This is a genomic window from Candidatus Seongchinamella marina (genome assembly GCF_026262685.1).
Lineage (GTDB): Bacteria > Pseudomonadota > Gammaproteobacteria > Pseudomonadales > Halieaceae > Halioglobus > Halioglobus marinus.
In genome coordinates, this window is record NZ_SHNP01000002.1 from 26,533 (window position 1) to 47,044 (window position 20,512).

Here is a 20,512-nt window from a genome sequence, read left to right on the forward strand (position 1 = left end):
AGAACCTAAGTTAATATTTTGGAGTCAATATGAACAGTAACGAGACGATAGTTGCAGAAACTGCGAACCTGCAGCGTTTGCTTGATAGTCAACGGGCGGCCCAATTAAAGGACCCTTATCCTACCTTTGAGCTTCGCCAAGATCGTATCAACCGCATGATCGATATGGTAGTTCGTCATGAGCACCGCCTGTTAGAGGCGGTGAAGGAAGATTTTGAAAATCGTTCTCATCTGATGACGCGTGTGTCTGATATCATGTCGACATTAGAGAACCTCAAACATGTTCGTAAACATCTCAAGCGGTGGATGAGGCCGGAGAAGCGTAAGAGTAGATTTCCCTTAGGGTTATTGGGCGCTAAATCCAAAGTAGAATATATGCCGCTCGGCATCGTGGGCAATATCTCACCCTGGAATTTCCCGGTAAACCTCGCTCTTGCGCCGAGTGCGGACATTTTTGGCGCGGGCAATCGAGTCATGTTGAAACCTTCTGAGCTTAGCCCCCAGACCTCCCAGGCGATGGCAGAGATCATTGCTGGCAGTTTTGATGAAACAGAGTTCGGAGTGGTGTTGGGTGGGCCAGAGGTGTCGGCAGAATTTTCCAAATTGAAATTTGATCATCTATTGTTTACCGGATCAACCAACATCGCGCGCCTGGTTGCTCAGTCCGCAGCACCGAATTTAGTGCCAGTAACGTTGGAACTGGGAGGAAAGAATCCCGTGGTTATTTCCTCTACTGCAGACATTAAGCTGGCGGCAGACAAAGTGACGTGGTCACAAACCTTTAATGGCGGTCAAATTTGCCTGTGTCCTGATACGGTGTTTGTACCTGAGCACTTGGTGGAAGAGTTTGTGACGGCGTGCCAGGCGAGTGTAAAGAAAATGTATCCTGATATTGCCAATGATGAAAACTATACCCATATCATTACCCAGAGGCATGCTGACCGCCTCAGGGAGATGGTTGCCGAGGCCAAAACTGCCGGTGCTCGGGTAGTCCCATTGTACGATACTCAAAACAGTGGGCGTCGGGTATTACCGTCTTTGATTTTGAATGCCGATACGAACAGCCGGGTCATGCAAGAGGAAATCTTCGGAGCTCTTTTACCGATAGTTGGGTACACACAGATGCAGGAAGTGGTTGACTATATCAACGAACGACCAAGTCCGCTTGCCTTGTACTATTTTGGACGCAATAAACAAGAGATAGAAAAGCTCACTTTTCAGACTGCGTCCGGCGGCATGGTGGTGAATGATATGATGGCGCATATCTTCCAGCCAGACCTACCATTTGGTGGTGTGGGAGAAAGTGGTATGGGGGCCTATCACGGCTTTGATGGCTTTAAAAACTTTAGTCATGCTAAATCCGTTTATGTCCAGTCGAAGCTGGATCCTTTCAGGCTGCTCCGCCCGCCTTATGGGAAGTTTTTTGATTCCTCTATTCGCAGTCAGACAAAACCATAAAAATGATTTTCCTCAGGTGTACGACACCATGTTGATCCGAATTTCCCGAACCTAAATATAGATAAAAAGGAAAAGTTATGAGCACAAAAATCACACTAGATTACCAAATTAACCGGTTGGGCTTTTGGTCCGCCATCCTGGTGATCGTCTCGGGGGTGGTCTCCATGTATTTGCCACTGGATATCCCCGCAGGTTCCACAGCGGAACACGCAGACCGTGTGGCCTGGCTGATTACCAACCGAGGTGCATTTATCGCCGGCTGGGTAAACCAGATTGTCGCTATGCTCCTTGCGAGCTGCATTTTATTTGGGATTGCCTGGCAGATTAGGGGGCAGAATCCGCTGCGCGCGATACTCGCGGCGATGGTGGTTCTGGTGTCCGTTGTTGGCTATATTATCCCGAAGTTTATGGCGGTGTGGACCATACCTCAGTTAGCAGAGGTCCTTTCAAGCGGTGTGACCGGTGCTGGTGCTGAGTTGGCTGATCCACTACTTCGCATACTGAATGGGGGCGTCGCGTTTTCGCTATACGAGTCTCTCGAGAATCTTGGTTTCTGGATGTGGGCGGTTTTTGCTCTGCTGGTGGCGGTTCCACTGTACGGCGATTCAGTGGCTTCAAAAATTGCGGCGCTTACTCTGGGATATATTGGTATCTCCTATCACGTTCTCTTGGCTGCGTTGCTGGTCGGTATTGTAGATCTGCCCGCGATTGACGGCTACTTCGAAGTCACGTTCAATATCATGGTAATCGTCTTCATCGCAATGGGCTTTCATTTCAAAGCAGCGATGGCTGCTGCCAGACAAACGGCCTAAGTAATCTCTAGTCCAGCTGCGCGATACGTGGATCGTTAGGGTAAATCCATTCATCCCCGATAACCTGCTGAACACGCAGTTCATCGGGGATGTTGTCGAAGCCCAGCGGGGTCGGTTTCCTTTATTGACGGCGGTGGATTGAGCTCCCCCCTATAACTTTTTCTAAAAAGACATCAAACGGTTATTTTATGATAATAAAATGGTTGGCTATTATGCTTGCAGTGGTTTTTGCGTTGATCATTGGTTTCAACGTTTGGGGTGCGGCAACTCAGGGGTCTTTAGAGCCCGCAGACAATGCCGAGCGCGATACCAGCGCCAATAAGGTGGTGATGGTTTTTGGTGCGACAGGTTCAGCCGGTGGCGGTTTATTAAAAGCCGCTGTCGAGGATAATGAAGTAGAAAAAGTCTATGTCGTTACTCGGCGCAGCACGGATTATATCGCATCTGTTGAAGCCCGCGATAAAGTCTCAGTGATTATGCACAAGGACTTTACAGATTATTCCCAGCTCGATAGTCAACTTGGCGAGGTTAGCACGGTGCTATGGGCGCTGGGCACTTCTTCCATGAGCGTCGACGCAGCGACTTACACGCTGATTCATGTGGACTTTCCCGCGGCCTTTGTGCCGGCCTGGTTAGCCGCGCGAAGAGCTGCCGGTCACATTGATTCTCCCATGGCCTATCATTTTATTGCCGGTATGGGCACCGGCGACAGCGATGCGCCCTGGGCACACGATAAACGTAAAACCGAACGGGATGTGGCGGCCATGGCCGAGGGCACCGGGCTGCGGTCATTTAGTTATCGCTCGGGTTATATACGCCCGATCAGTGAAACGACGAATGTCGGCCATCATATTACCGAGGTCTTACTGCGCCCCGGGAAGTTGGTCACCAGTTCAAAAGAGCTGGGCCAGGCTATGTTGGAAATCAGTGCCCGTACTCAGGAATTACCCAACGGTACTTTGCTGGATAACGGCGATAGCCTTGCCTATACAAAGGCGTATCTATTGAGGGGGGAATAGCGTACTGACAACTTAACTCGCTGAAATTGGTAGAATCAGCGAATGAATACCTATAAGCGCCACCGATTCCCACCTGACATCATTTCATACGCTGTCTGGCTCTATTATCGTTTCAACGTCAGTCATCGTGATGTTGAAGATCTACTTGCTGAACGAGGTATTACCGTCACGCGCGAATCAATCCAACTTTGGTGCATCAAATTCGGTGCCCTATACACCAGAAGATTGAAACGAAAGCACCGAGGTTACGGCGACACATTCTTCATAGATGAGGTCTTTGTGAAAATAAATAGCAAGCAGCACTACCTGTGGCGGGCCGTATCTAAGTTATTGATTTATATAGGTCTAACATTCAACAATTGTGGCTACGAACCAGGTGGTCGCACAGTGAGTGCGTCGCTCCAGTCATTGGTCAATTTCTGTAGCCGCTCTGGCTGCACATGTCGTGCACACATAGATATATAACTAATTGAAAAATATAAAAAATCGGACCAATCCATCATCGGGGCCACAGAAAGGCGTCTATTCCCTGAAAACCCCGTATTTACTGGGTTTGCGGCGTTTTCGGTGTCTTTTTTCAATTGTATTTCACCCTAGTTAAACCCTTATGTTCCGGTATTGTTTGAAATCTCGGGGACATCCTGGGGACATCGAGAATCCCGATGTCCCCCAAAGGGGCGTTTAATTCTCTTTTTGAACTCATAGCCTTTAGAAAACCGGAGAAACAGGGCATAGAAAGGGAAGTTTTTATGGCGAGCATTCGATTAATACCTTTTAAAAACGGAGGCCGCACATGGCGACTGCGGATCAAGTACAGCTATAAAGGCGTGCAGCGAGTAAGGACAAAGCAATTCCTCGCTGACAAATATAGCAAAAAAGACGTCCAGGCATCGGCCAGGAAGCGGGAGGCTCAATTGATGGAAACCGAGGTAATCTGCGCAACATAGCAGCAAATCACACTGGCCGATTTAACGTCGCGTTATATCGAGGAATACGAAATCGATGCAGGCAATCCGACCGTGGAACTCATTCATCGAGCCACCCCAACGTCGCTCTACTGCGTGTTTGGCACAATCAGTACCTTGCCGTTGCGGCCTCGCTGGGCCCCCCGCGATACCGCCTGCTGTATCTCATCGATGCTGAAGCGCGAGTCGATATCAGCCTTCAGTGATCCACCCCCAACCAGGGGAATAATCTGACCGAAAGCCGCCTGCCGCTGTTCCATTGTTGCCGTTTCGAACCACTTGGCCAGCCAGAAGCCGCGTATGCGAATGTCGTTGAAAATGGACATCGCAGGATTGAAGTTCGCGGGTTGGCCGGAGAGGACTCCGTATGAAACCAGGGTGGCGCCGTAATCCAGGCTGGCTGCCAGTCTGGCGAAGGTTGAACCGCCAACCGCGTCGATCGCCAGCGAAACCGGCGCACCGCCGGTCGCAGTGGCAATCTCGCTTGCGAGATCCGGACCGTCGATCAGAACTGCATCCGCACCCTTGGCAAGTAAATCCTCAGCCAGGCCCTCACGGCGTACGACGTTTACGGTCTTGACGCCCCGCTGTTTCGCAAGCTGGATAACGTAGCCCCCAACCGCAGAGTTCGAAGCACTTTGCACGATCCAGTCGTCCTCTCCAAGTTCGGCGAACGTCGTCAGCAACAAGAATGCCGTCAATGGATTTACCACAGCCATGGCGAGCTGCTCAATTACTTCCTGCTCTATGGAAGCGCTATCCGCGATGGGTATGAACTGAGACGCGGGGGCAACGATTTCCTCTCGCCAGGTGCCTCCACCGGCCAGCAGCACCAATTGCCCTACCTGCAGATAAGCGACCTCGGCGGAGGTCTCCACCACGCGGCCAACCCCTTCGCTGCCTGGTGTGTAAGGCAGCGAAGGGTCAACCCCATAGTTCCCACTGATCTGTAACAGATCCGATGGATGGATCGGTGTGGCGAGCACCTTTATCCTGACTTCGCCGCTCTGAAGTGGGCGCGCTGCTTCCGTCATTATTTTCACAACGTCAGCAGGGTTGCCCAACTTATCCACTTCAACGTACGTGAGTTTTGCCGCACCACTGTCTTGCGCGACTGCCAGAGACACAAAAAATGGAAGACATGCCACTATGGCGCGTTGGAAAAGGTAGTTCATAATGAAGTCCCGAGTGCTGTTGGATCAGATGACTGATCGTTTACGGATAGCGTGTTGGTTTTTGTTTGTCGCATGTCAACTGTAACAGTCATGCGAACCGGTTTGCCGGTTCAAATTATAAATGAGAACGTCCCAGCTCTCACTACTGCAGTTCCTTCAACAAGGTCCGGGCGGCCAGTTTTCCCAACTGGTTCGCTGCGTCAGGACTGGCACCTGTAATCAGCTTCCTGTCGAGGCACACGGTATCGTCCGCCTTGCTATTGGCAATTCTGGCTCCCAGGCCAGTCAATTTTTCGCTTAGTGCCCAGGACACTTGCCCTGGCAGGTAACCAATCTTCGGAGTCATTTTGTCGACCGAATGAGGAAATACTGCCATGTTGTATCCTGCGTAAAGGAAATCCTGACCACCCAGTGTAGTTGCCAGCAACGCCGCAGGCCCGTGGCAAAGCGTAACGGTGAACAGCTCGTTCTCATGCGCCCAGTTGAGAATCTTCTGCACATTTTCATCCACTGGAATACCCAGCATTGCACCGTGGCCTCCCGGAATGAAAACAGCAGCATAGCATTCTGGGTCTGGCAGTATTTCGCCAGCGAGTACCTGCAGGTTTTTTGGCTGGCTGAAACTCGACGCATACTTATCATGCAATGACTTGATCTGCTCATCTTTACCGGGAAACGCCCATGTTTCAAAAACAACCGGCTTTCCCGTCGGTGTCGCTATTTCGAAGTCATAACCTGCGTTCTTAAGATGCAGCATTGGCACCAATGTCTCTACGGGGTGGTTCCCGGTGGAGAACAATTTGCCATTCTGCATCATCATATTTTTTTGTTCGGTGCAGATAACCAATATCTTCGACCGCTTGCCCCGATACTGCGTGTATCGGGTGTCGTCGAAATCAGTCTTATCAACGGTTGCCAACTTCAGCGCGAGTTTTGAGGGTGAGTAAGAATTATCTGACTCAAGCCCCGGAGCAATGCCCAACAATTTTTTCAGCATCTTAAAAGTCTTCAGATGGTCTGCGGAGAAAGAACGAAATTTCAGCGTGCTAACGCTTATTCAGTCGAATGGTACCCCAGGCACCTGCGCTTGATTAGCCGCAGAACAATCACTACATTGTTTCCAAAATCGAAACACTAGAGGTAATAATGGCGGTAAAAAACCAGAATATGCAGGGATTGATTCTTTTTTCCCATATAAACAGACAGGGGAGCTTGTCGGCGGCAGCCCAGCTGCTGGGTATCAGCCGGTCATCTGTCAGCAAACAGCTTGCAGCCCTGGAGGAGCAAATTGGATCCCGGTTGTTCAATCGAACCACGCGCAGGATCGCCCTCACGGAAGTCGGCAAGCAGGTTCTCCTGGAGGCTCAAAAAGTGGAGCTGGCGCTGCAGTCCATTGAACACATTAGCGAGGATTCCCAGTCGGTAGTGGCAGGCAATCTGAACGTGACATGTGCCAGTGCCCAGGGGCGTATTCAGCTGGTCCCGCTCATCACACGATTTCTCGCGAAGTACCCACAGGTGAATGTGAACCTGCAATTGGAAGATCGCTTCGTCGACATGGTCGCAGAAAACGTCGATGTCTCCATTCGTGTTGGCTATTTGCCAGATTCCTCATTGGTCGCCCGGAAGATAGGAGAACTAGCAGGCGTGCTGTGCGCCAGTCCTGAGTACTTGAGCACCGCGCCGCCGCTGGAAACGCCCTCGGACCTTTTACATCACCGTTGTTTGTTCTACCAGAACTCACAACTTGCCATGAAGGCCTGGTCGTTTGTCGGCAATGAGGGCGAAGAGACAGTGACAGTCTCCGGACCGCTATCCATTAACGACCCGGGAGCATTGATATCGGCTGCCCTTGCCCACGTCGGTGTCTTACTTATCGATAAGGGTTTGCTGGGTGACACCCTGCGAGATGGGAAGTTGGTGCCTGTTTTGCCAGGGTACTGTTCAATCGGCAGCCTGCCGATCTACGTGGTCTACCCGGAGAGAGAATTTGTACCGGCAAAGACACGTGCACTGGTCGATTTTCTTTTGCATGAAATGCCCGACGTTGTTCAAGCGACGTAGGCCTGTAAGCATGGCAACACGCAGGGAACGGATTGTGCTCGGGAATCACGGAGGAGCTCTTTCACACACGGAGGCCAGGGTGCCCGCCACTGAGCCGCAGGGGTGATATCGCCAAGTTAACTCGCCCAAATTTCTAGAGTTGATAGGTGAATGCTTATAAGCGGCGCAGATTCTACCGGACATAATCAGCCACGCCGTCTGGCTTGAGCGCGATCAGCAATTCACCGATACTTATGCTTTACTGCGTTGTTACCAAAGAGATTAATTATGAATGTTTTTGGCAAGATACTGGTACTGACAATCGTTATATTGACCGGCAGCGCCGCTCTGGCGGGAGAACCCATGAAAGCGAAGATCGTCATTCTGGCAACCGGGGGTACCATAGCAGGTGCTGCGGCCACGGGGGTTCAGGCAGGCTATACCTCTGGAGAGGTCGGCGTTGAAACGCTGATCGGTGCGGTCCCGCAGCTCAGTGAGCTGGCCGATATCAGCGGTGAACAAGTCGCCAATGTGGGTAGCCAGGATATGAGCGATGAAGTGTGGCTGCTACTGGCCGACCGCGTGAATACCTTGCTGGCTTCCAAGGACGTAGATGGCATTGTGATTACCCACGGTACGGATACCATCGAAGAGACGTCTTACTTTCTCAACCTGATTGTGAATAGTGATAAACCTGTGGTGATGACTGCAGCGATGCGACCTGCTACCGCTTTGTCGGCTGACGGGCCGTTAAATATTTTCAATGCAGTTGCAGTTGCTGCTGATGCTGAGGCTAAGGGCAGGGGAGTATTGATTGTCATCAACGATGATATTCACGGTGCTCGCGGTATGACTAAGACCAGCACCACCGACGTGCAGACCTTCGTTTCTGCGGAACGAGGTCTTATGGGGGCAACCTTGTACGGTGAGAACCGTTACTACCGCTCTCCATACCGAACGCACACCAGCGCTTCCGAATTTTCGGTAGAGGGTATTAAGGTGCTACCGCGGGTAGATGTCATCTACATCAGTGCCGGCGTTTCCCCTGATTTAATTGACGCCGCTGTGGACAACGGAGCAAAAGGCATAGTGACCGCCGGTGTCGGCAACGGCAATATGACGGGTGACGCGCTCCAGGCGCTAGAGCGTGCCCGAGCCGAAGGTGTTGTGGTGGTTCGATCTACTCGGGTGACCAGCGGCACTGTGGGGCGTAACGTGGAAACCGATGACGATGCGATGGGCACTGTAGCCTCTGGTGAACTGAACCCTGCTCAATCTCGAGTCTTGCTAAAGCTGATCCTGACCAAAACCGATGATCCAGCCAAGGTCCAGGCCTACTTCAATAAATACTGAAGCGATGGAACGGCTCCCGATTATTTATCGGGATGAGTGCCTTGTTGCCATCGATAAACCGAGCGGGCTGCTCGTGCACCGTAGTCCAATTGATCGGCATGAGACCCGTTTCGCCCTGCAACTGCTTCGCGACCAGATTGGTCAGCGGGTTTACCCGGTGCATCGCCTCGACAAGCCTACCTCTGGCGTCCTCCTGTTCGCGCTCACACCTGAGGTTGCAAGAGCGGTTTCTGAGCAACTCGCTGATCATAGTGTGTTGAAGTCATACCTGGCAGTCGTCCGGGGATGGTGCCCTCTACAAGGAGTGATCGATCATGCGCTGCAAGATCAGCCAGATAAAATAGCCGATCGTAATCGCACTCAGGCGCGGCCGACGAGGGACGCTGTTACCCGGTTTGAGCGTCTGGATACTGTTGAAATCCCTTACGCGGTAGATCGCTATCCCCAGAGTCGCTACTCGCTGGTTGCCCTGCAGCCTGAGCAAGGGCGCAAACATCAGCTTCGCAGGCATATGAAACACCTGGGTTATCCCATTATTGGCGATGCGAAGCATGGAAAAGGCGTTCACAATCGTTTTTTTGCCGAAAAATACGGCTGTGGCCGTTTGTTATTGGCTTGTACCGGTATGGACTTTACCCATCCTGTGAATGGCGACACGGTGCATATAAAAGCTGGACTGGACGCTGCATTCCAGCGCGTGCTTAGCGCTTTTGGCTGGAAGGAGCCGTCGCCGTAATGCTTATTAAAGGCATATTCATAACTCGTAGATACTGACAGCCAGTGGGATTTAGGCGGGAGAGGCCGTATAATCGCCGCTCTTGAAAACTACCCCAGGATTGTCATGACCGTTCGTACTCGCGTTGCGCCATCACCTACCGGTGATCCCCACGTCGGCACCGCTTATATCGCCTTGTTCAATATGTGCTTCGCCAAGGCGCACGGAGGTCAGTTTGTCCTGCGTATCGAGGATACCGACCAAACGCGGAGTACGCCGGAATCTGAGCAGGCAATTCTCGACTCGCTGAACTGGCTTGGCCTTAGTTGGGACGAGGGGCCCGATGTGGGTGGAGACTGCGGTCCTTATCGCCAGAGTGAACGCATGGACATCTACGGCGACTACGCCCGCCAGTTGGTCGATGAGGGCAAGGCCTTTGTTTGCTACCGCACAGCTGGCGAGCTCAATGAGTTGCGCGAAGCCCTGCGTGCTGCGGGCAGCAGTTCTGCGCTAAAGCCGTCTGACCTTAAATTGCCCGAAGCGGAAGTCGCAAAGCGTGAAACTGCCGGTGAGCCCTATGTGATTCGAATGATAGTGCCTGAGGAGGAGGGCGCGTGTTCGGTAGACGATATGCTACGCGGCACTATTGAGCTTGACTGGAGTATGGTGGATGCGCAAATTCTGTTGAAATCAGATGGTATGCCTACATACCACTTGGCTAATGTCGTAGACGATCACCTAATGGGTATTACCCATGTGTTACGCGGTGAAGAATGGATTAATTCAGCACCCAAGCATGTACTGCTCTACCAGTACTTTGGCTGGGATATGCCCAAGCTCTGTCACCTGCCGTTATTGCGTAATCCCGATAAGTCAAAGCTTTCCAAGCGTAAGAACCCCACCAGTATTTTGTACTACCAGCGCATGGGTTTTTTGCCAGAAGCGCTGTTGAACTACCTGGGTCGTATGGGCTGGTCCATGCCCGATGAAAGTGAAAAATTCAGCCTGCAGCAAATGCAGGAAAACTTTGATATACAGCGTGTCTCTTTGGGTGGACCTATCTTCGATGTTGAGAAGCTTTCCTGGCTCAACGGTATGTGGATTCGAGAGGACCTGGATGAGCAGCAGCTGGCCAAGCGTCTGGTTGATTGGGCTTACAACGAGGCCAACTTGATGAAAGTGCTGCCGCATGCGCAAAAGCGCATGGAAACCTTAAGCGACTTCGCACCTCTGGCGGGCTTTTTAGTCTCAGGAACTTTGCCGCTTGATGAGGACAGCTTTGCCGGCGTTAAAGGTGAGAAGGAAGACGTGGTCAAGGGACTGCAGTTTGCTCTTTGGCGCATGGAAGCCTTACAGCAGTGGAATCGGGACAATATCTGGAATGAGCTAAAGGCTGTGGCTGATGCCTCCGGGGTCAAGGTAAAAGACTTCCTGGCGCCAATATTTGTTGCCATAGCCGGCACCAGTGCATCTTTCTCCGTCGTCGATTCCATGGAGATGTTGGGTCCGGATATGAGCCGATCAAGACTGCGTCATGCAATCTCTATCCTGGGTGGCGTATCGAAAAAAGCCATGAAGCGTCTGGAAAAAGAGTATCAAACCCTATAACGGAGTTGTTGTATGTCATCAGGTGTAGCCACGTCATTCGTATCGACCTTGATTCGGGGTACCAGCGGCATTCAGGTCACACCAGGCGCCGAAAAGCCGGCCGAGCTTCTGCAACTTTACGATATAGAAAACTGTCCCTATTGCCGCCTGGTGCGCGAAGCCCTTACTGAACTGGATCTGGATGTGTTGATTCTACCTTGCCCCAAGAACGGTGAACGTTTTCGTCCTGAGTTGGTAGAGCTGGGCGGTAAGGCCCAGTTTCCCTATTTGATAGACCCTAACACTGGCGCGGAAATGTACGAGTCTCTCGACATCATCGACTATCTATTCGCCACTTATGGTAACGGTGACTTACCACTCAAGTGGAAGCTGGGTCGACTTCAGACAGCAGGCTCCATGCTGGCCAGCGCACCGCGTATGAAGCAGGGTATGCAAGCGAATCCCGGCAAAGAGCCAGAACAGTTATTGGAACTGTATAGTTTTGAGTCCAGCCCCTACGCCCGGATCGTGCGAGAGAAGCTGTGTGAAATGGAAATCCCCTATATCGTCCGCAATTGTGGTCGCACCAAGCTAAAGGAATGGCTGTTGCCGCCGGTGCGCAATGCATTGAACATCATCCCTGAAAGCCATCTGGTTAATCGGCGTCACCTTATGCACCGGGAGGGCAGGGTATCGATTCCCTTTCTTTATGATCCCGGCCAGGATGTGGGTATGTTCGAGTCTGGTGATATTCTGGCTCACCTGAACCGATATTATTCGGACTGATGGTGATCGCGGGGAGGCTCACTAATCCGTTCCCCAAAAGTGTTCATAGTGGCGCCAGCGCCCTATAGAAGGGCTGTTAAACCGCTGTCCAGCCGCCATCTACTTTAAGGCTGTCTCCTGTCACCATGTTGGCCGCGGGGCTTGCCAAAAACAACACAGCGTTGGCTACGTCATCCACCTGGCCGATGTGCCCCATAGGAATACGAGAGATCACGTCCTGATGGAATTCAGGGTTTTCGAACATGGGTTTGGTAAGCGGAGTTTCAATAAAAGTGGGAGCGACTGAATTGACGCGTATGTCGAGCACTGCGAGTTCAACGGCCATTGCTTTGGTTAGTCCTTCGATGGCGTGCTTAGTCATGCAGTAGACCGCGCGGTTTTTGGCGCCGACATGTCCCATTTGAGAACCCATGTTAATAATCGATCCTGAACCTTGTTTCACCATTACTCGAGCGGCTGCCTGTGCCACCAGGAAGGCGGAGCGCACGTTCAAGTTGAGGATAAGATCCAGAGTTTCACGTTCCACCTCAGTGAACGGCTGTGGTTTGTTGGTGCCGACATTGTTGACTAGAATGTCCAGTCGCTCCAGCGATTCAATGCGCTGCAGGAATTTCTCGTCAGTCACATCGGCTACCCATGGTTCGATGAGCCCAGGGTGCGCGGATGCCAGAGTTTCCAGGTCGGCTTCTGTTCTCGCAACGGCGATGACATTAGCTCCAGATTTTGCCAGCCTCTGAGCACAGGCACGGCCGATTCCTTTGCCTGCGCCCGTTACTAACGCACGTTTTTTATCAAGTCGAAAAGGCGAAGATGGTGTGTCGTCATTCATGTTCAATTCCTAGGTACTTGTTAGAGTAGGCTCAATTAACGTCAGTCGGTGAGACCTTAACGTTTAAACAGTTTGCGGTCACAGCTTAAAGCGACAGGCGCGCCATCTATGGTTCCGGGCGGTGAGAACCAGCTGTGTCTGCTGGTTTTCAAGGAGTGCGTATTGCCGGGATAAATATAAACTTTAGCCTGTCCTCCTGACTTTGTTAATGCGTCTTTTTGGGAAATCCAGCTCGGAGCAAGTATAAGTCCTGGATAGCCGTATTCAGGCGGCTCGCAAGAGGGCAGGTCCAGTCGACTTTAGAGCGCTAACGAGTCCGACTGATAGCCGAGCATGTAGGTTCTGAGTGTGTCTTTGCGCGCTACTTTGTGCAATGTCTTGAGTGTGCTGTGATACTCACGCTGACGCTGACGCTGACGCAGCGCTTCGGTGGACAGCTCCTCCAGCGATTTCAGGCAGACGCCAGGGGCAGTCGTGCAATCGGGCTTGACCGGCTCAGGGTTGGCACTTGTTGTTGCAGTCGTCAGTATCAGGCCGCCTATCAAGATAAGTGCCTTTGCGGTCGTCATACATCGAGTTCCAATTCCCATCTCACCAATGTTTCCTGAGCTGCCGCGACAAATCGAGAGATTATATCGGATAAATTGCATTCGAAGTCACAAATGTTTAGCATGCGGTTTTACGCTTATAGCACCCCGGAGATAGAACAGTGGCCAGGTACCTCAAAGAAGGAATGCCCGTCGAGGAAGTCCAGACTCAGGACGCAAAAGTTAGAGGTATCGTGGAGGAAATTCTCGGGCAGATCGAAACGCGGGGCGACGCTGCCATTCGCGACTACTCAGAGAAATTCGATAGCTGGGGTCCTGAGCGCTTTCGCCTGAGTAAAGATCAGATCGCTGCTTGTTATAAAGAGCTGGATCAACAGGTCATTGACGATATTCGCTTTGCCCAGGAGCAAGTGCGTAACTTCGCGCAGATCCAGCGTAATTCGATGGTGGATGTGGAGGAGGAGACACTCCCCGGCGTTGTTCTGGGTCACAAGCATATTCCGATGAGTAGCGTTGGTTGCTACGTTCCGGGTGGTAAGTACCCGCTGGTGGCATCTGCGCACATGTCTGTGGTTACCGCCAAGGTCGCGGGAGTCAAACGAGTTATTGCAGCCGCACCTCCGTTTAATGGAACACCGTCGCCAGCGATTGTAGTCGCCATGGATATGGCAGGAGCCGATGAGATTTACTGCTTTGGCGGTGTGCAGGCCGTAGGGGCGATGGCGATTGGCACAGAAACAATTGCTCCCGTTGATATGATAGTGGGTCCTGGTAACGCCTTCGTGGCAGAAGCCAAACGTCAACTGTTCGGGCGTGTGGGTATCGATTTGTTTGCTGGCCCCACAGAAACGCTGGTCATTGCCGATGACAGCTGCGATGGCGAGCTGTGTGCTACAGACTTATTGGGGCAGGCTGAGCACGGCCCTAATTCTCCAGCGGTCTTGTTAACCAACTCAGAACAATTGGCGCTGGATACCATGGCTGAAGTAGAGCGACAGCTGACAGTTCTGCCTACTGCCGAAATTGCTGGCGCTGCCTGGAAAGACTATGGCCAGGTCATCTTGTGCGATAGCTATGAAGAAATGGTTGAGGTGGCTGATGTGATTGCCTCTGAGCACGTGCAGGTAATGACTCGGGACCCGGACTATTTCCTAGAGAACATGAGTAACTATGGCGCACTGTTCCTTGGCCAGGAGACCAATGTGTCTTACGGTGACAAAGTCATAGGTACCAACCATACTTTGCCAACAAAGAAAGCGGCGCGCTATACTGGCGGGCTCTGGGTGGGTAAGTTTATAAAGACCTGTACCTTCCAGCGGGTAACCCCCGAAGCCTCCGCCATGGTCGGTGAATACTGTTCTCGCCTGTGTGCCGTTGAAGGGTTCGCGGGTCATAAAGAACAAGCAGATATTCGCGTAAGACGATATGGCAAAAACCGGCAGTAGTACCCGCAAAGAAAATTTCGCTAACACGAAAAGGCATGTGACGTCTTACGACGTCGCTCTGCATGCCGGTGTTTCGCAATCGGCAGTCTCTCGGTGCTTTAAACCGGGCGCCAGTGTCTCTAAAAAGATGCGCGAGCGGGTAATGACTGCGGTCAAGGAAATGGGCTATACGCCCAACGCGATTGCCCGTGGTTTGATCACTAGACGTTCGAACATGGTCGCGGTGATCGTATCCAATTTGAATTTTTATCCCGAAGTCGTCTCTGAATTGAGTGCTCGTTTTACTGAGCGTGGTGTCCACGTGTTACTTTTCACGCTGGATCATGAAAGCGATGTCAGCCGCACTCTGGAGCGGGTTTGGCAATACCAGGTAGATGGTGTGATTGCCGCAGCACACTTTTCACCTGATGAAATCGTTACTTTCGAAGAGCGCAATGTTCCGTTGGTTTTTTATAATCGCTCTTATGAAGACATACCTGTCAGCTCTGTTAGTTGCGACCAGGTAGGCGGTGAGCGAGCCCTGATCAATCGTCTGACAAAAAGTGGCCAGCATAAATCCTATGCCATTATTACTGGACCCGCCGATTCGGTGGTAAGTATGCAGCGTACGCAGGGGGCGATTGACAGGTTGCATGAGTCTGGCGTTACCGATGTGACACAGGTAACTGGCGATTATGGTTACAAGTCCGGACGCAGGGCTGTGCAGGAGATAATCGAGCTGAGGGGTAGTGCTCCTGATGCCATCATTTGCGCTAACGACATGATGGCGTTTGGCGCTATGGACGAACTGCGCTTTCACCTCGAGTACGACGTTCCAGGAGACGTGTCAGTCGTGGGCTTTGACGGAGTGCGCGCCGCATCCTGGTCCAGCTTTGACCTTGCGACTGTTGCGCAGCCAGTGGAGAGCATGACTGAGGCCGCCGTGTCCATGTTGATGGACCGGGTTGATGATCAGAGTTTGCCGCCAGAAAAGCGTGTTTTTTCGGGCGTGCTGCGAGATGGCAGCAGCGTGCGTAATTAGGCTTTTTATTTATGCCCGAATGCATTCGAAGTACAAATTTATTGCTGTTGCCGGGCATGATGTGCGATGCGGGCCTATGGGCATCACAGGTTCAGGCGATTTCACCACTTTGTTCAGTTTTCCACGGCGACATAACTGGGGATAACAATATTCAATCCATTGCCTCGAATGTCTTGGATAACGCTCCACAACAGTTTGCGCTAGCGGGCCTATCCATGGGCGGAATCGTTGCGATGGAAATGTGGCGACAAGCGCCACAAAGGATAGAGCGAATAGCATTGCTCGATACCAACTATCATGCCGACACTGATGAAAAGCGCGCAATGCGGAATCGCCAAATGGACAAGGTGAGGCAAGGTGCTTTGGGAGCAATTCTGCGCGATGAGCTAAAACCTAATTACCTTGCCCGCTGCCATCGAGATAATACTGCTCTGCTGGACGATGTGCTTTATATGGGTATGGGCTTGGGTGATGACGTCTTCGTAAGACAATCTGAGGCTTTGCGCGATAGACCCGATAGCGCCGATACACTGACAACTATTAATTGTCCGGCTCTGGTGCTGTGCGGTGAAGAAGATGACCTCTGTCCGCCGAGCTTGCATCGGGAATTGGCCACTCTGATTAAATCATCCAGGCTAAGCATTATTTCGGAGTGCGGACACCTTTCCGCTATGGAACAACCTAATGCGGTGAACGCCGCGCTGCTGAATTGGCTTACAGACGACGAGAGTGCAATCCAATGAAAATAAGTACAGATAAAATTTTAACAACTCATGTGGGAAGTTTGCCACGCTCCAAGGCTGTCACCGATGGTGTTTTTGCCAAGGAAAATGAACAGCCCTATGATGTCGATAATCTCGCCGCTACGATTAAGTCCGCAGTGGATGAGGTCGTGCGCAGGCAGGTAGAGACAGGCGTAGATATTGTTAGCGACGGTGAGATGAGCAAGATTAGTTACGCTACCTATATCAAGGACCGAATTACTGGTTTTGCCGGTGACAGTGAGCGCAATCCCCCTGCAGACCTGGAGGAATTTCCCGGCTTCCTGGCGCGTCAGGCGAGCTCTGGCGGAACGCCCAGTTACAAAAGACCCTGCTGTGTGGGGGAAATTGCTGTTAAGGATATGCAACCGCTCGAGGAAGACCTGGCCAATTTTAATGCAGCGGTCCAGCAGCATGGCGCAGCAGAAGGGTTCATGAACGCTGCGTCCCCTGGCGTTATTGCGTTGTTCCAGCCTAACAAACACTACTGCAACCACAGTGATTATTTGCAGGCGCTGGGCGATGCAATGCGGGCAGAGTACGAAGCGATCGTCAATGCAGGTTTTATTCTTCAGCTGGATTCACCGGATTTGGGTCTTGGGCGCCACATGCTGTTCAAGGACAAACCCGAGGAAGAATACATCGCCATGGCCAACCTCCACGTGGAGGTGCTTAACGATGCCTTGCGTAATATACCCGCGGAAAAGGTGCGCCTACACGTTTGTTGGGGCAACTACGAGGGACCGCATCACTGTGATGCGCCTATGGAGACGGTACTCCCAATTGCAATGAAAGCTAAGCCACAGGCGCTATTGTTCGAGTCCTCGAACCCTCGGCACGCCCACGAGTGGGAAGTGTTTCGCGACGCCGATATCCCGGAAGATAAAGTGCTGGTGCCCGGAGTGATCGACTCAACTACCAACTTTGTTGAGCATCCCAGACTGGTAGCACAGCGTATTGAAAAGTTTGCCAGTATCGTTGGCCGTGAACGCGTTATTGCGGGTACCGATTGCGGATTCTCGACTTTTGCAGGATTTGGTGCGGTAGACGAAGATATTGTCTACGCTAAATTAGGAGCCATGGTCGAGGGCGCTGCCCTAGCCAGCCAAAATCTGTGGAAGTGAGCTAATGCCCGAAGCACTGAAAACCCGGATAGCCGCTAGGGAGCAGTTGCTTGGCAGTTTTGTTAAAACGCCATCGCCGATGTTGTGCGAAGTACTGGGCAAGAGTGCGCTGGACTTGTTGTGCCTTGATGCGGAACATTCACCCTTTGATCGACTTGTTCAGGATCAGTGCCTTTACGCCCTGCGTAGTGAGGGAATGCCGTCTCTTGTGCGTGTGCCGTCAGCGGCACCGGAACATGTTCTCAATGCTTTGGATTGCGGCGCAACGGGAGTGGTTGTACCTCATGTGACTTCGCCAGAGATGGCCGAAAGGGTCGCGGCATCAGCACAGTTTGGTGCCGGTGGTCGCGGTTATGCCGGTTCTACCCGCGCCGCTGGCTACACTACTAAGGCAATGCCCAGACACCTCGATGATAGTGCAGCGCAGTCGGTCGTTGTCGCCCAGATTGAGGACCTGGAAGCACTGGACGCTATCGACGAAATTGCGACGGTGGAAGGTATCGATTGTTTGTTTATAGGACGGATTGATCTAACGGTGGCTCTAGGCGCAAGTTCGCCTGCCGAACCCTCAGTGATACAGGCAGTGGAAAAAATTTGCCAGAGCTCTGTTAATGCGGGACGCCCGGTAGGCATGTTCGTCGGTAACATCGATGAAATTCCGCGCTGGCAGGAAGCGGGTGCCAGCTTGTTTCTGCTGTCTTCTGATCACAGCTTCCTACTGCAGGGCGCTGCTAACCTGGTAAGCGCATTTCCGCGCTAGTCAGATTCGATAAAAATTTTCAGCTGTGGTGCAGAACATCTGCTGGCGTTCGGTAGTGCTGAAATTAGCCGTCACCCGATCATAGGTCTGCCATAGGCAACCGTAATTGTTGTAGAGCTTATCTACCGGGAAGTTAGAGCCAAACATCACTCGCGTCGGGCCAAACGTATCCAGTACCTGCAGTATTATTGGTCGCAAGGCAGCTTCATTCCAATGGGGGTTGAACATGCCAAGCCCCGACAGCTTGCAATAGGTGTTGGGCAGGGCTGCGAATTTCTCCAGACCTTCGCGCCAGCTTCTTAATCCAGCCTGGGACTGGTCCCACGGAGAACCTGCGTGACAGAGCACGACGGGCAGCGTCGGTACCTGTTTAAAGAGTGCAACCACTTGGTCCATTTGCGGTGGCACCATTTGCAGATCGAATGACAGGCCCTGGGCGGCGAGTAGGCTGAGTCCCTGTAAAAAGTCAGTGTCTTTTAGTAGCGCATCACTTCCGTGTTTCTTGTCCTCAAGCTCGTGCCTGCCCAGTATTTGCCGAAATCCGCGCAGGCGGTCTGATTGACCGTGTGCCTCCAGGGCTGTCTGCAGTTTTTTAGCACGCAGGTCGGTTGCTGCAACAATGGCATGAGGGTAGGGCTGTTGGGATTGTAGCCAGGCCGTTTCTTTGACTTCGTCGGTTGCCGCCACGCCTACCTGTATATGTACACTCTTTGCCGGCCGATAATCGGGCGATTCCGCTAAAAAATCATCGATCAGGTAGTTTTTTTGTATGGGGCCGGGGTCTCCAAAAAAACGCATTTTGCCCTTTGCCATCAGCCAGGGATAGTTACAGTGCCCCAAATCCCAGAGGTGATGATGGGCGTCTACAAAGTGCAAATCGGTGCTTGTCATGATGTTTGGTTCCCGGGCTTGCTAAATATTTGCATTCGAAGTACATTTTCACAGATCGGACAGCCAGCGCAAGAGAAACACGCGGCTATTGAGCGAGATTTTACTGGAGTAACAGAATGTCCAAAGAATGGACTCCCGAAAAAATGAGGCAACGCCTTGTGCGCTACACTGAGTTGCGTCCCTGTCTCAACGCTTTTGTAGATACCTATACACCGGGAAGCGATAAAAAAGAAAACTTCACCATTATTGGCCCCGGTGTTGCAGAACACCCGGATCAACACGTGCACATCAAGGAAGCCCACGGCTTTAATATTGGCGGCGCGCGGCAGCCCCCTCGGTGTGCGAACTCCCAGCATAGCCATGAAACAGAAGAGGTGTTTATCGTTCATAGTGGCCAGTGGGCGTTCCGTTGGGGAGATGAGTGCCAGGATGGAGAGGCTGTACTCGGCCCTGGCGATTGCATCAGTATCCCCGTTAACGTATTCCGTGGTTTTGAAAATGTGGGCGACGATGTTGGTTACCTGTTTGCGGTACTTGGTCGTGATGATCCCGGGCATGTGATGTGGGCACCTGACGTGTTCGACAAGGCTAGTGAATACGGTCTGGTATTGCTGGAGAGCGGTTTGCTTGTGGATACTACCCGCGGCGAGCAAGTGCCCCAGGGAGAGCGACCTATGCCCAAGACCACCGATGAGCAGGTAAATTCTCATCGGGTGATGAGCGTGGCAGAAATGCTTGATTGCGTTATGCCCATCACTGAGCAGCGACAACTCGCTGGCTCTGCGTTAACAGATAGCGTTACCGGTGTCTCCGAGTACGCAATGATTGGGCCAGCTAGCGCAGCTGAGGGTATTCAGGCCGGCAAGATGAGCTGGGACCATGGCTTTCAGGTGCGTCGTTTGGACTTCGATCCCGCAGCAACTCTACCTTTTCATTCACGTGAAGAAGAAGAGGTAGTGTGCCTGCATAAAGGTAGTCTGATCTATCAATGGGATGGCGGTGAACTGGAGTTGAGAGAGGGTGATGTTCTTACGGTGCCTCGCAATCTCATGCATGGCTTCACCAATAAGGGTAGCAGCTTGGTGACAAGCTATGTGGTTAGAGGCGGGAACGCACCCGCTGCACCAGGCTGGATGGAGAGCCCTGTGCAGTCCGCTGCATCACGCTAGCGGTAAGGGCTCTACGATCGGCAGGCCGCAACTGGCCAGATTTCTATTCTAA

Annotated in this window: 19 protein-coding genes and 1 pseudogene; 15 read left to right on the forward strand and 5 right to left on the reverse strand. The window is 52.1% G+C overall.

Annotation, left to right across the window (positions count from 1 at the left end; all coding sequences use genetic code 11):
- Positions 1-29 precede the first annotated feature (29 nt).
- From EYC87_RS05100 to EYC87_RS19460, 4 genes and pseudogenes are all read left to right on the forward strand, one after another.
- Positions 30-1,457, forward strand: coding sequence for a coniferyl aldehyde dehydrogenase (locus EYC87_RS05100; RefSeq protein WP_279251923.1), 1,428 nt, complete (start codon positions 30-32; stop codon positions 1,455-1,457).
- Between the two features lie 77 nt (positions 1,458-1,534).
- Positions 1,535-2,269, forward strand: a complete 735-nt coding sequence (locus EYC87_RS05105) for a hypothetical protein (protein ID WP_279251924.1) — start codon at positions 1,535-1,537, stop codon at positions 2,267-2,269.
- A gap of 188 nt (positions 2,270-2,457) precedes the next feature.
- Positions 2,458-3,288 (forward strand): Rossmann-fold NAD(P)-binding domain-containing protein, encoded by an 831-nt coding sequence (locus EYC87_RS05110; protein WP_279251925.1) that lies wholly within the window; start codon positions 2,458-2,460, stop codon positions 3,286-3,288.
- Between the two features lie 42 nt (positions 3,289-3,330).
- Positions 3,331-3,615, forward strand: a pseudogene (locus EYC87_RS19460) (IS6 family transposase); the annotation flags it as partial.
- Positions 3,616-4,342: 727 nt separating this feature from the next.
- On the opposite strand, the gene EYC87_RS05115 reads toward EYC87_RS19460, so the two are convergent.
- A complete protein-coding gene (locus tag EYC87_RS05115) occupies positions 4,343-5,428 on the reverse strand; it encodes a zinc-dependent alcohol dehydrogenase family protein (protein ID WP_279251926.1) in 1,086 nt (361 codons plus the stop codon).
- 142 nt (positions 5,429-5,570) lie between these two features.
- Positions 5,571-6,425: a glyoxalase III HchA gene (hchA, locus tag EYC87_RS05120; protein WP_279251927.1), complete on the reverse strand. Its 855-nt coding sequence runs from the start codon at positions 6,423-6,425 to the stop codon at positions 5,571-5,573.
- A gap of 149 nt (positions 6,426-6,574) precedes the next feature.
- Here hchA and EYC87_RS05125 point away from each other — a divergent pair, with 149 nt between their 5' ends.
- From EYC87_RS05125 to EYC87_RS05145, 5 genes are all read left to right on the forward strand, one after another.
- On the forward strand, positions 6,575-7,492 hold the full coding sequence (locus EYC87_RS05125; RefSeq protein WP_279251928.1) for a LysR substrate-binding domain-containing protein: 918 nt from the start codon (positions 6,575-6,577) through the stop codon (positions 7,490-7,492).
- 267 nt (positions 7,493-7,759) lie between these two features.
- Positions 7,760-8,824, forward strand: coding sequence for a type II asparaginase (locus EYC87_RS05130; protein WP_279251929.1), 1,065 nt, complete (start codon positions 7,760-7,762; stop codon positions 8,822-8,824).
- Between the two features lie 4 nt (positions 8,825-8,828).
- Positions 8,829-9,560, forward strand: coding sequence for a tRNA pseudouridine(65) synthase TruC (gene truC, locus EYC87_RS05135; RefSeq protein ID WP_279251930.1), 732 nt, complete (start codon positions 8,829-8,831; stop codon positions 9,558-9,560).
- Positions 9,561-9,665: 105 nt separating this feature from the next.
- Positions 9,666-11,147 (forward strand): glutamate--tRNA ligase, encoded by a 1,482-nt coding sequence (gltX, locus tag EYC87_RS05140; protein WP_279251931.1) that lies wholly within the window; start codon positions 9,666-9,668, stop codon positions 11,145-11,147.
- Between the two features lie 12 nt (positions 11,148-11,159).
- Positions 11,160-11,912, forward strand: a complete 753-nt coding sequence (locus EYC87_RS05145; RefSeq protein WP_279251932.1) for a glutathione S-transferase N-terminal domain-containing protein — start codon at positions 11,160-11,162, stop codon at positions 11,910-11,912.
- Positions 11,913-11,988: 76 nt separating this feature from the next.
- On the opposite strand, the gene EYC87_RS05150 is transcribed toward EYC87_RS05145, so the two are convergent.
- Together EYC87_RS05150 and EYC87_RS05155 are read right to left on the reverse strand one after the other, a co-directional pair.
- Positions 11,989-12,741, reverse strand: a complete 753-nt coding sequence (locus EYC87_RS05150; RefSeq protein WP_279251933.1) for an SDR family NAD(P)-dependent oxidoreductase — start codon at positions 12,739-12,741, stop codon at positions 11,989-11,991.
- 299 nt (positions 12,742-13,040) lie between these two features.
- Complete coding sequence (locus EYC87_RS05155) at positions 13,041-13,310, reverse strand: hypothetical protein (RefSeq protein WP_279251934.1); 270 nt, start codon at positions 13,308-13,310, stop codon at positions 13,041-13,043.
- Positions 13,311-13,450: 140 nt separating this feature from the next.
- Here EYC87_RS05155 and hisD point away from each other — a divergent pair, with 140 nt between their 5' ends.
- From hisD to EYC87_RS05180, 5 genes are read left to right on the forward strand one after another with little or no spacing between them, the layout of a single operon-like run.
- Positions 13,451-14,734 (forward strand): histidinol dehydrogenase, encoded by a 1,284-nt coding sequence (gene hisD / locus EYC87_RS05160; protein ID WP_279251935.1) that lies wholly within the window; start codon positions 13,451-13,453, stop codon positions 14,732-14,734.
- Positions 14,735-14,771: 37 nt separating this feature from the next.
- Positions 14,772-15,755, forward strand: a complete 984-nt coding sequence (locus EYC87_RS05165; RefSeq protein ID WP_279251936.1) for a LacI family DNA-binding transcriptional regulator — start codon at positions 14,772-14,774, stop codon at positions 15,753-15,755.
- An 11-nt stretch (positions 15,756-15,766) separates the two neighbouring features.
- Complete coding sequence (locus EYC87_RS05170; RefSeq protein ID WP_279251937.1) at positions 15,767-16,498, forward strand: alpha/beta fold hydrolase; 732 nt, start codon at positions 15,767-15,769, stop codon at positions 16,496-16,498.
- Positions 16,495-17,640, forward strand: a complete 1,146-nt coding sequence (locus EYC87_RS05175) for a cobalamin-independent methionine synthase II family protein (RefSeq protein WP_279251938.1) — start codon at positions 16,495-16,497, stop codon at positions 17,638-17,640. The genes EYC87_RS05170 and EYC87_RS05175 overlap by 4 nt, the downstream gene beginning before the upstream one ends.
- A gap of 4 nt (positions 17,641-17,644) precedes the next feature.
- Positions 17,645-18,400, forward strand: a complete 756-nt coding sequence (locus tag EYC87_RS05180; RefSeq protein ID WP_279251939.1) for an HpcH/HpaI aldolase family protein — start codon at positions 17,645-17,647, stop codon at positions 18,398-18,400.
- Here the strand turns inward: EYC87_RS05180 and EYC87_RS05185 are convergent, their stop codons facing one another.
- Positions 18,401-19,291 (reverse strand): amidohydrolase family protein, encoded by an 891-nt coding sequence (locus EYC87_RS05185; protein WP_279251940.1) that lies wholly within the window; start codon positions 19,289-19,291, stop codon positions 18,401-18,403.
- A gap of 116 nt (positions 19,292-19,407) precedes the next feature.
- Here EYC87_RS05185 and EYC87_RS05190 point away from each other — a divergent pair, with 116 nt between their 5' ends.
- Positions 19,408-20,460, forward strand: a complete 1,053-nt coding sequence (locus EYC87_RS05190) for a cupin domain-containing protein (protein WP_279251941.1) — start codon at positions 19,408-19,410, stop codon at positions 20,458-20,460.
- Positions 20,461-20,512 lie beyond the last annotated feature (52 nt).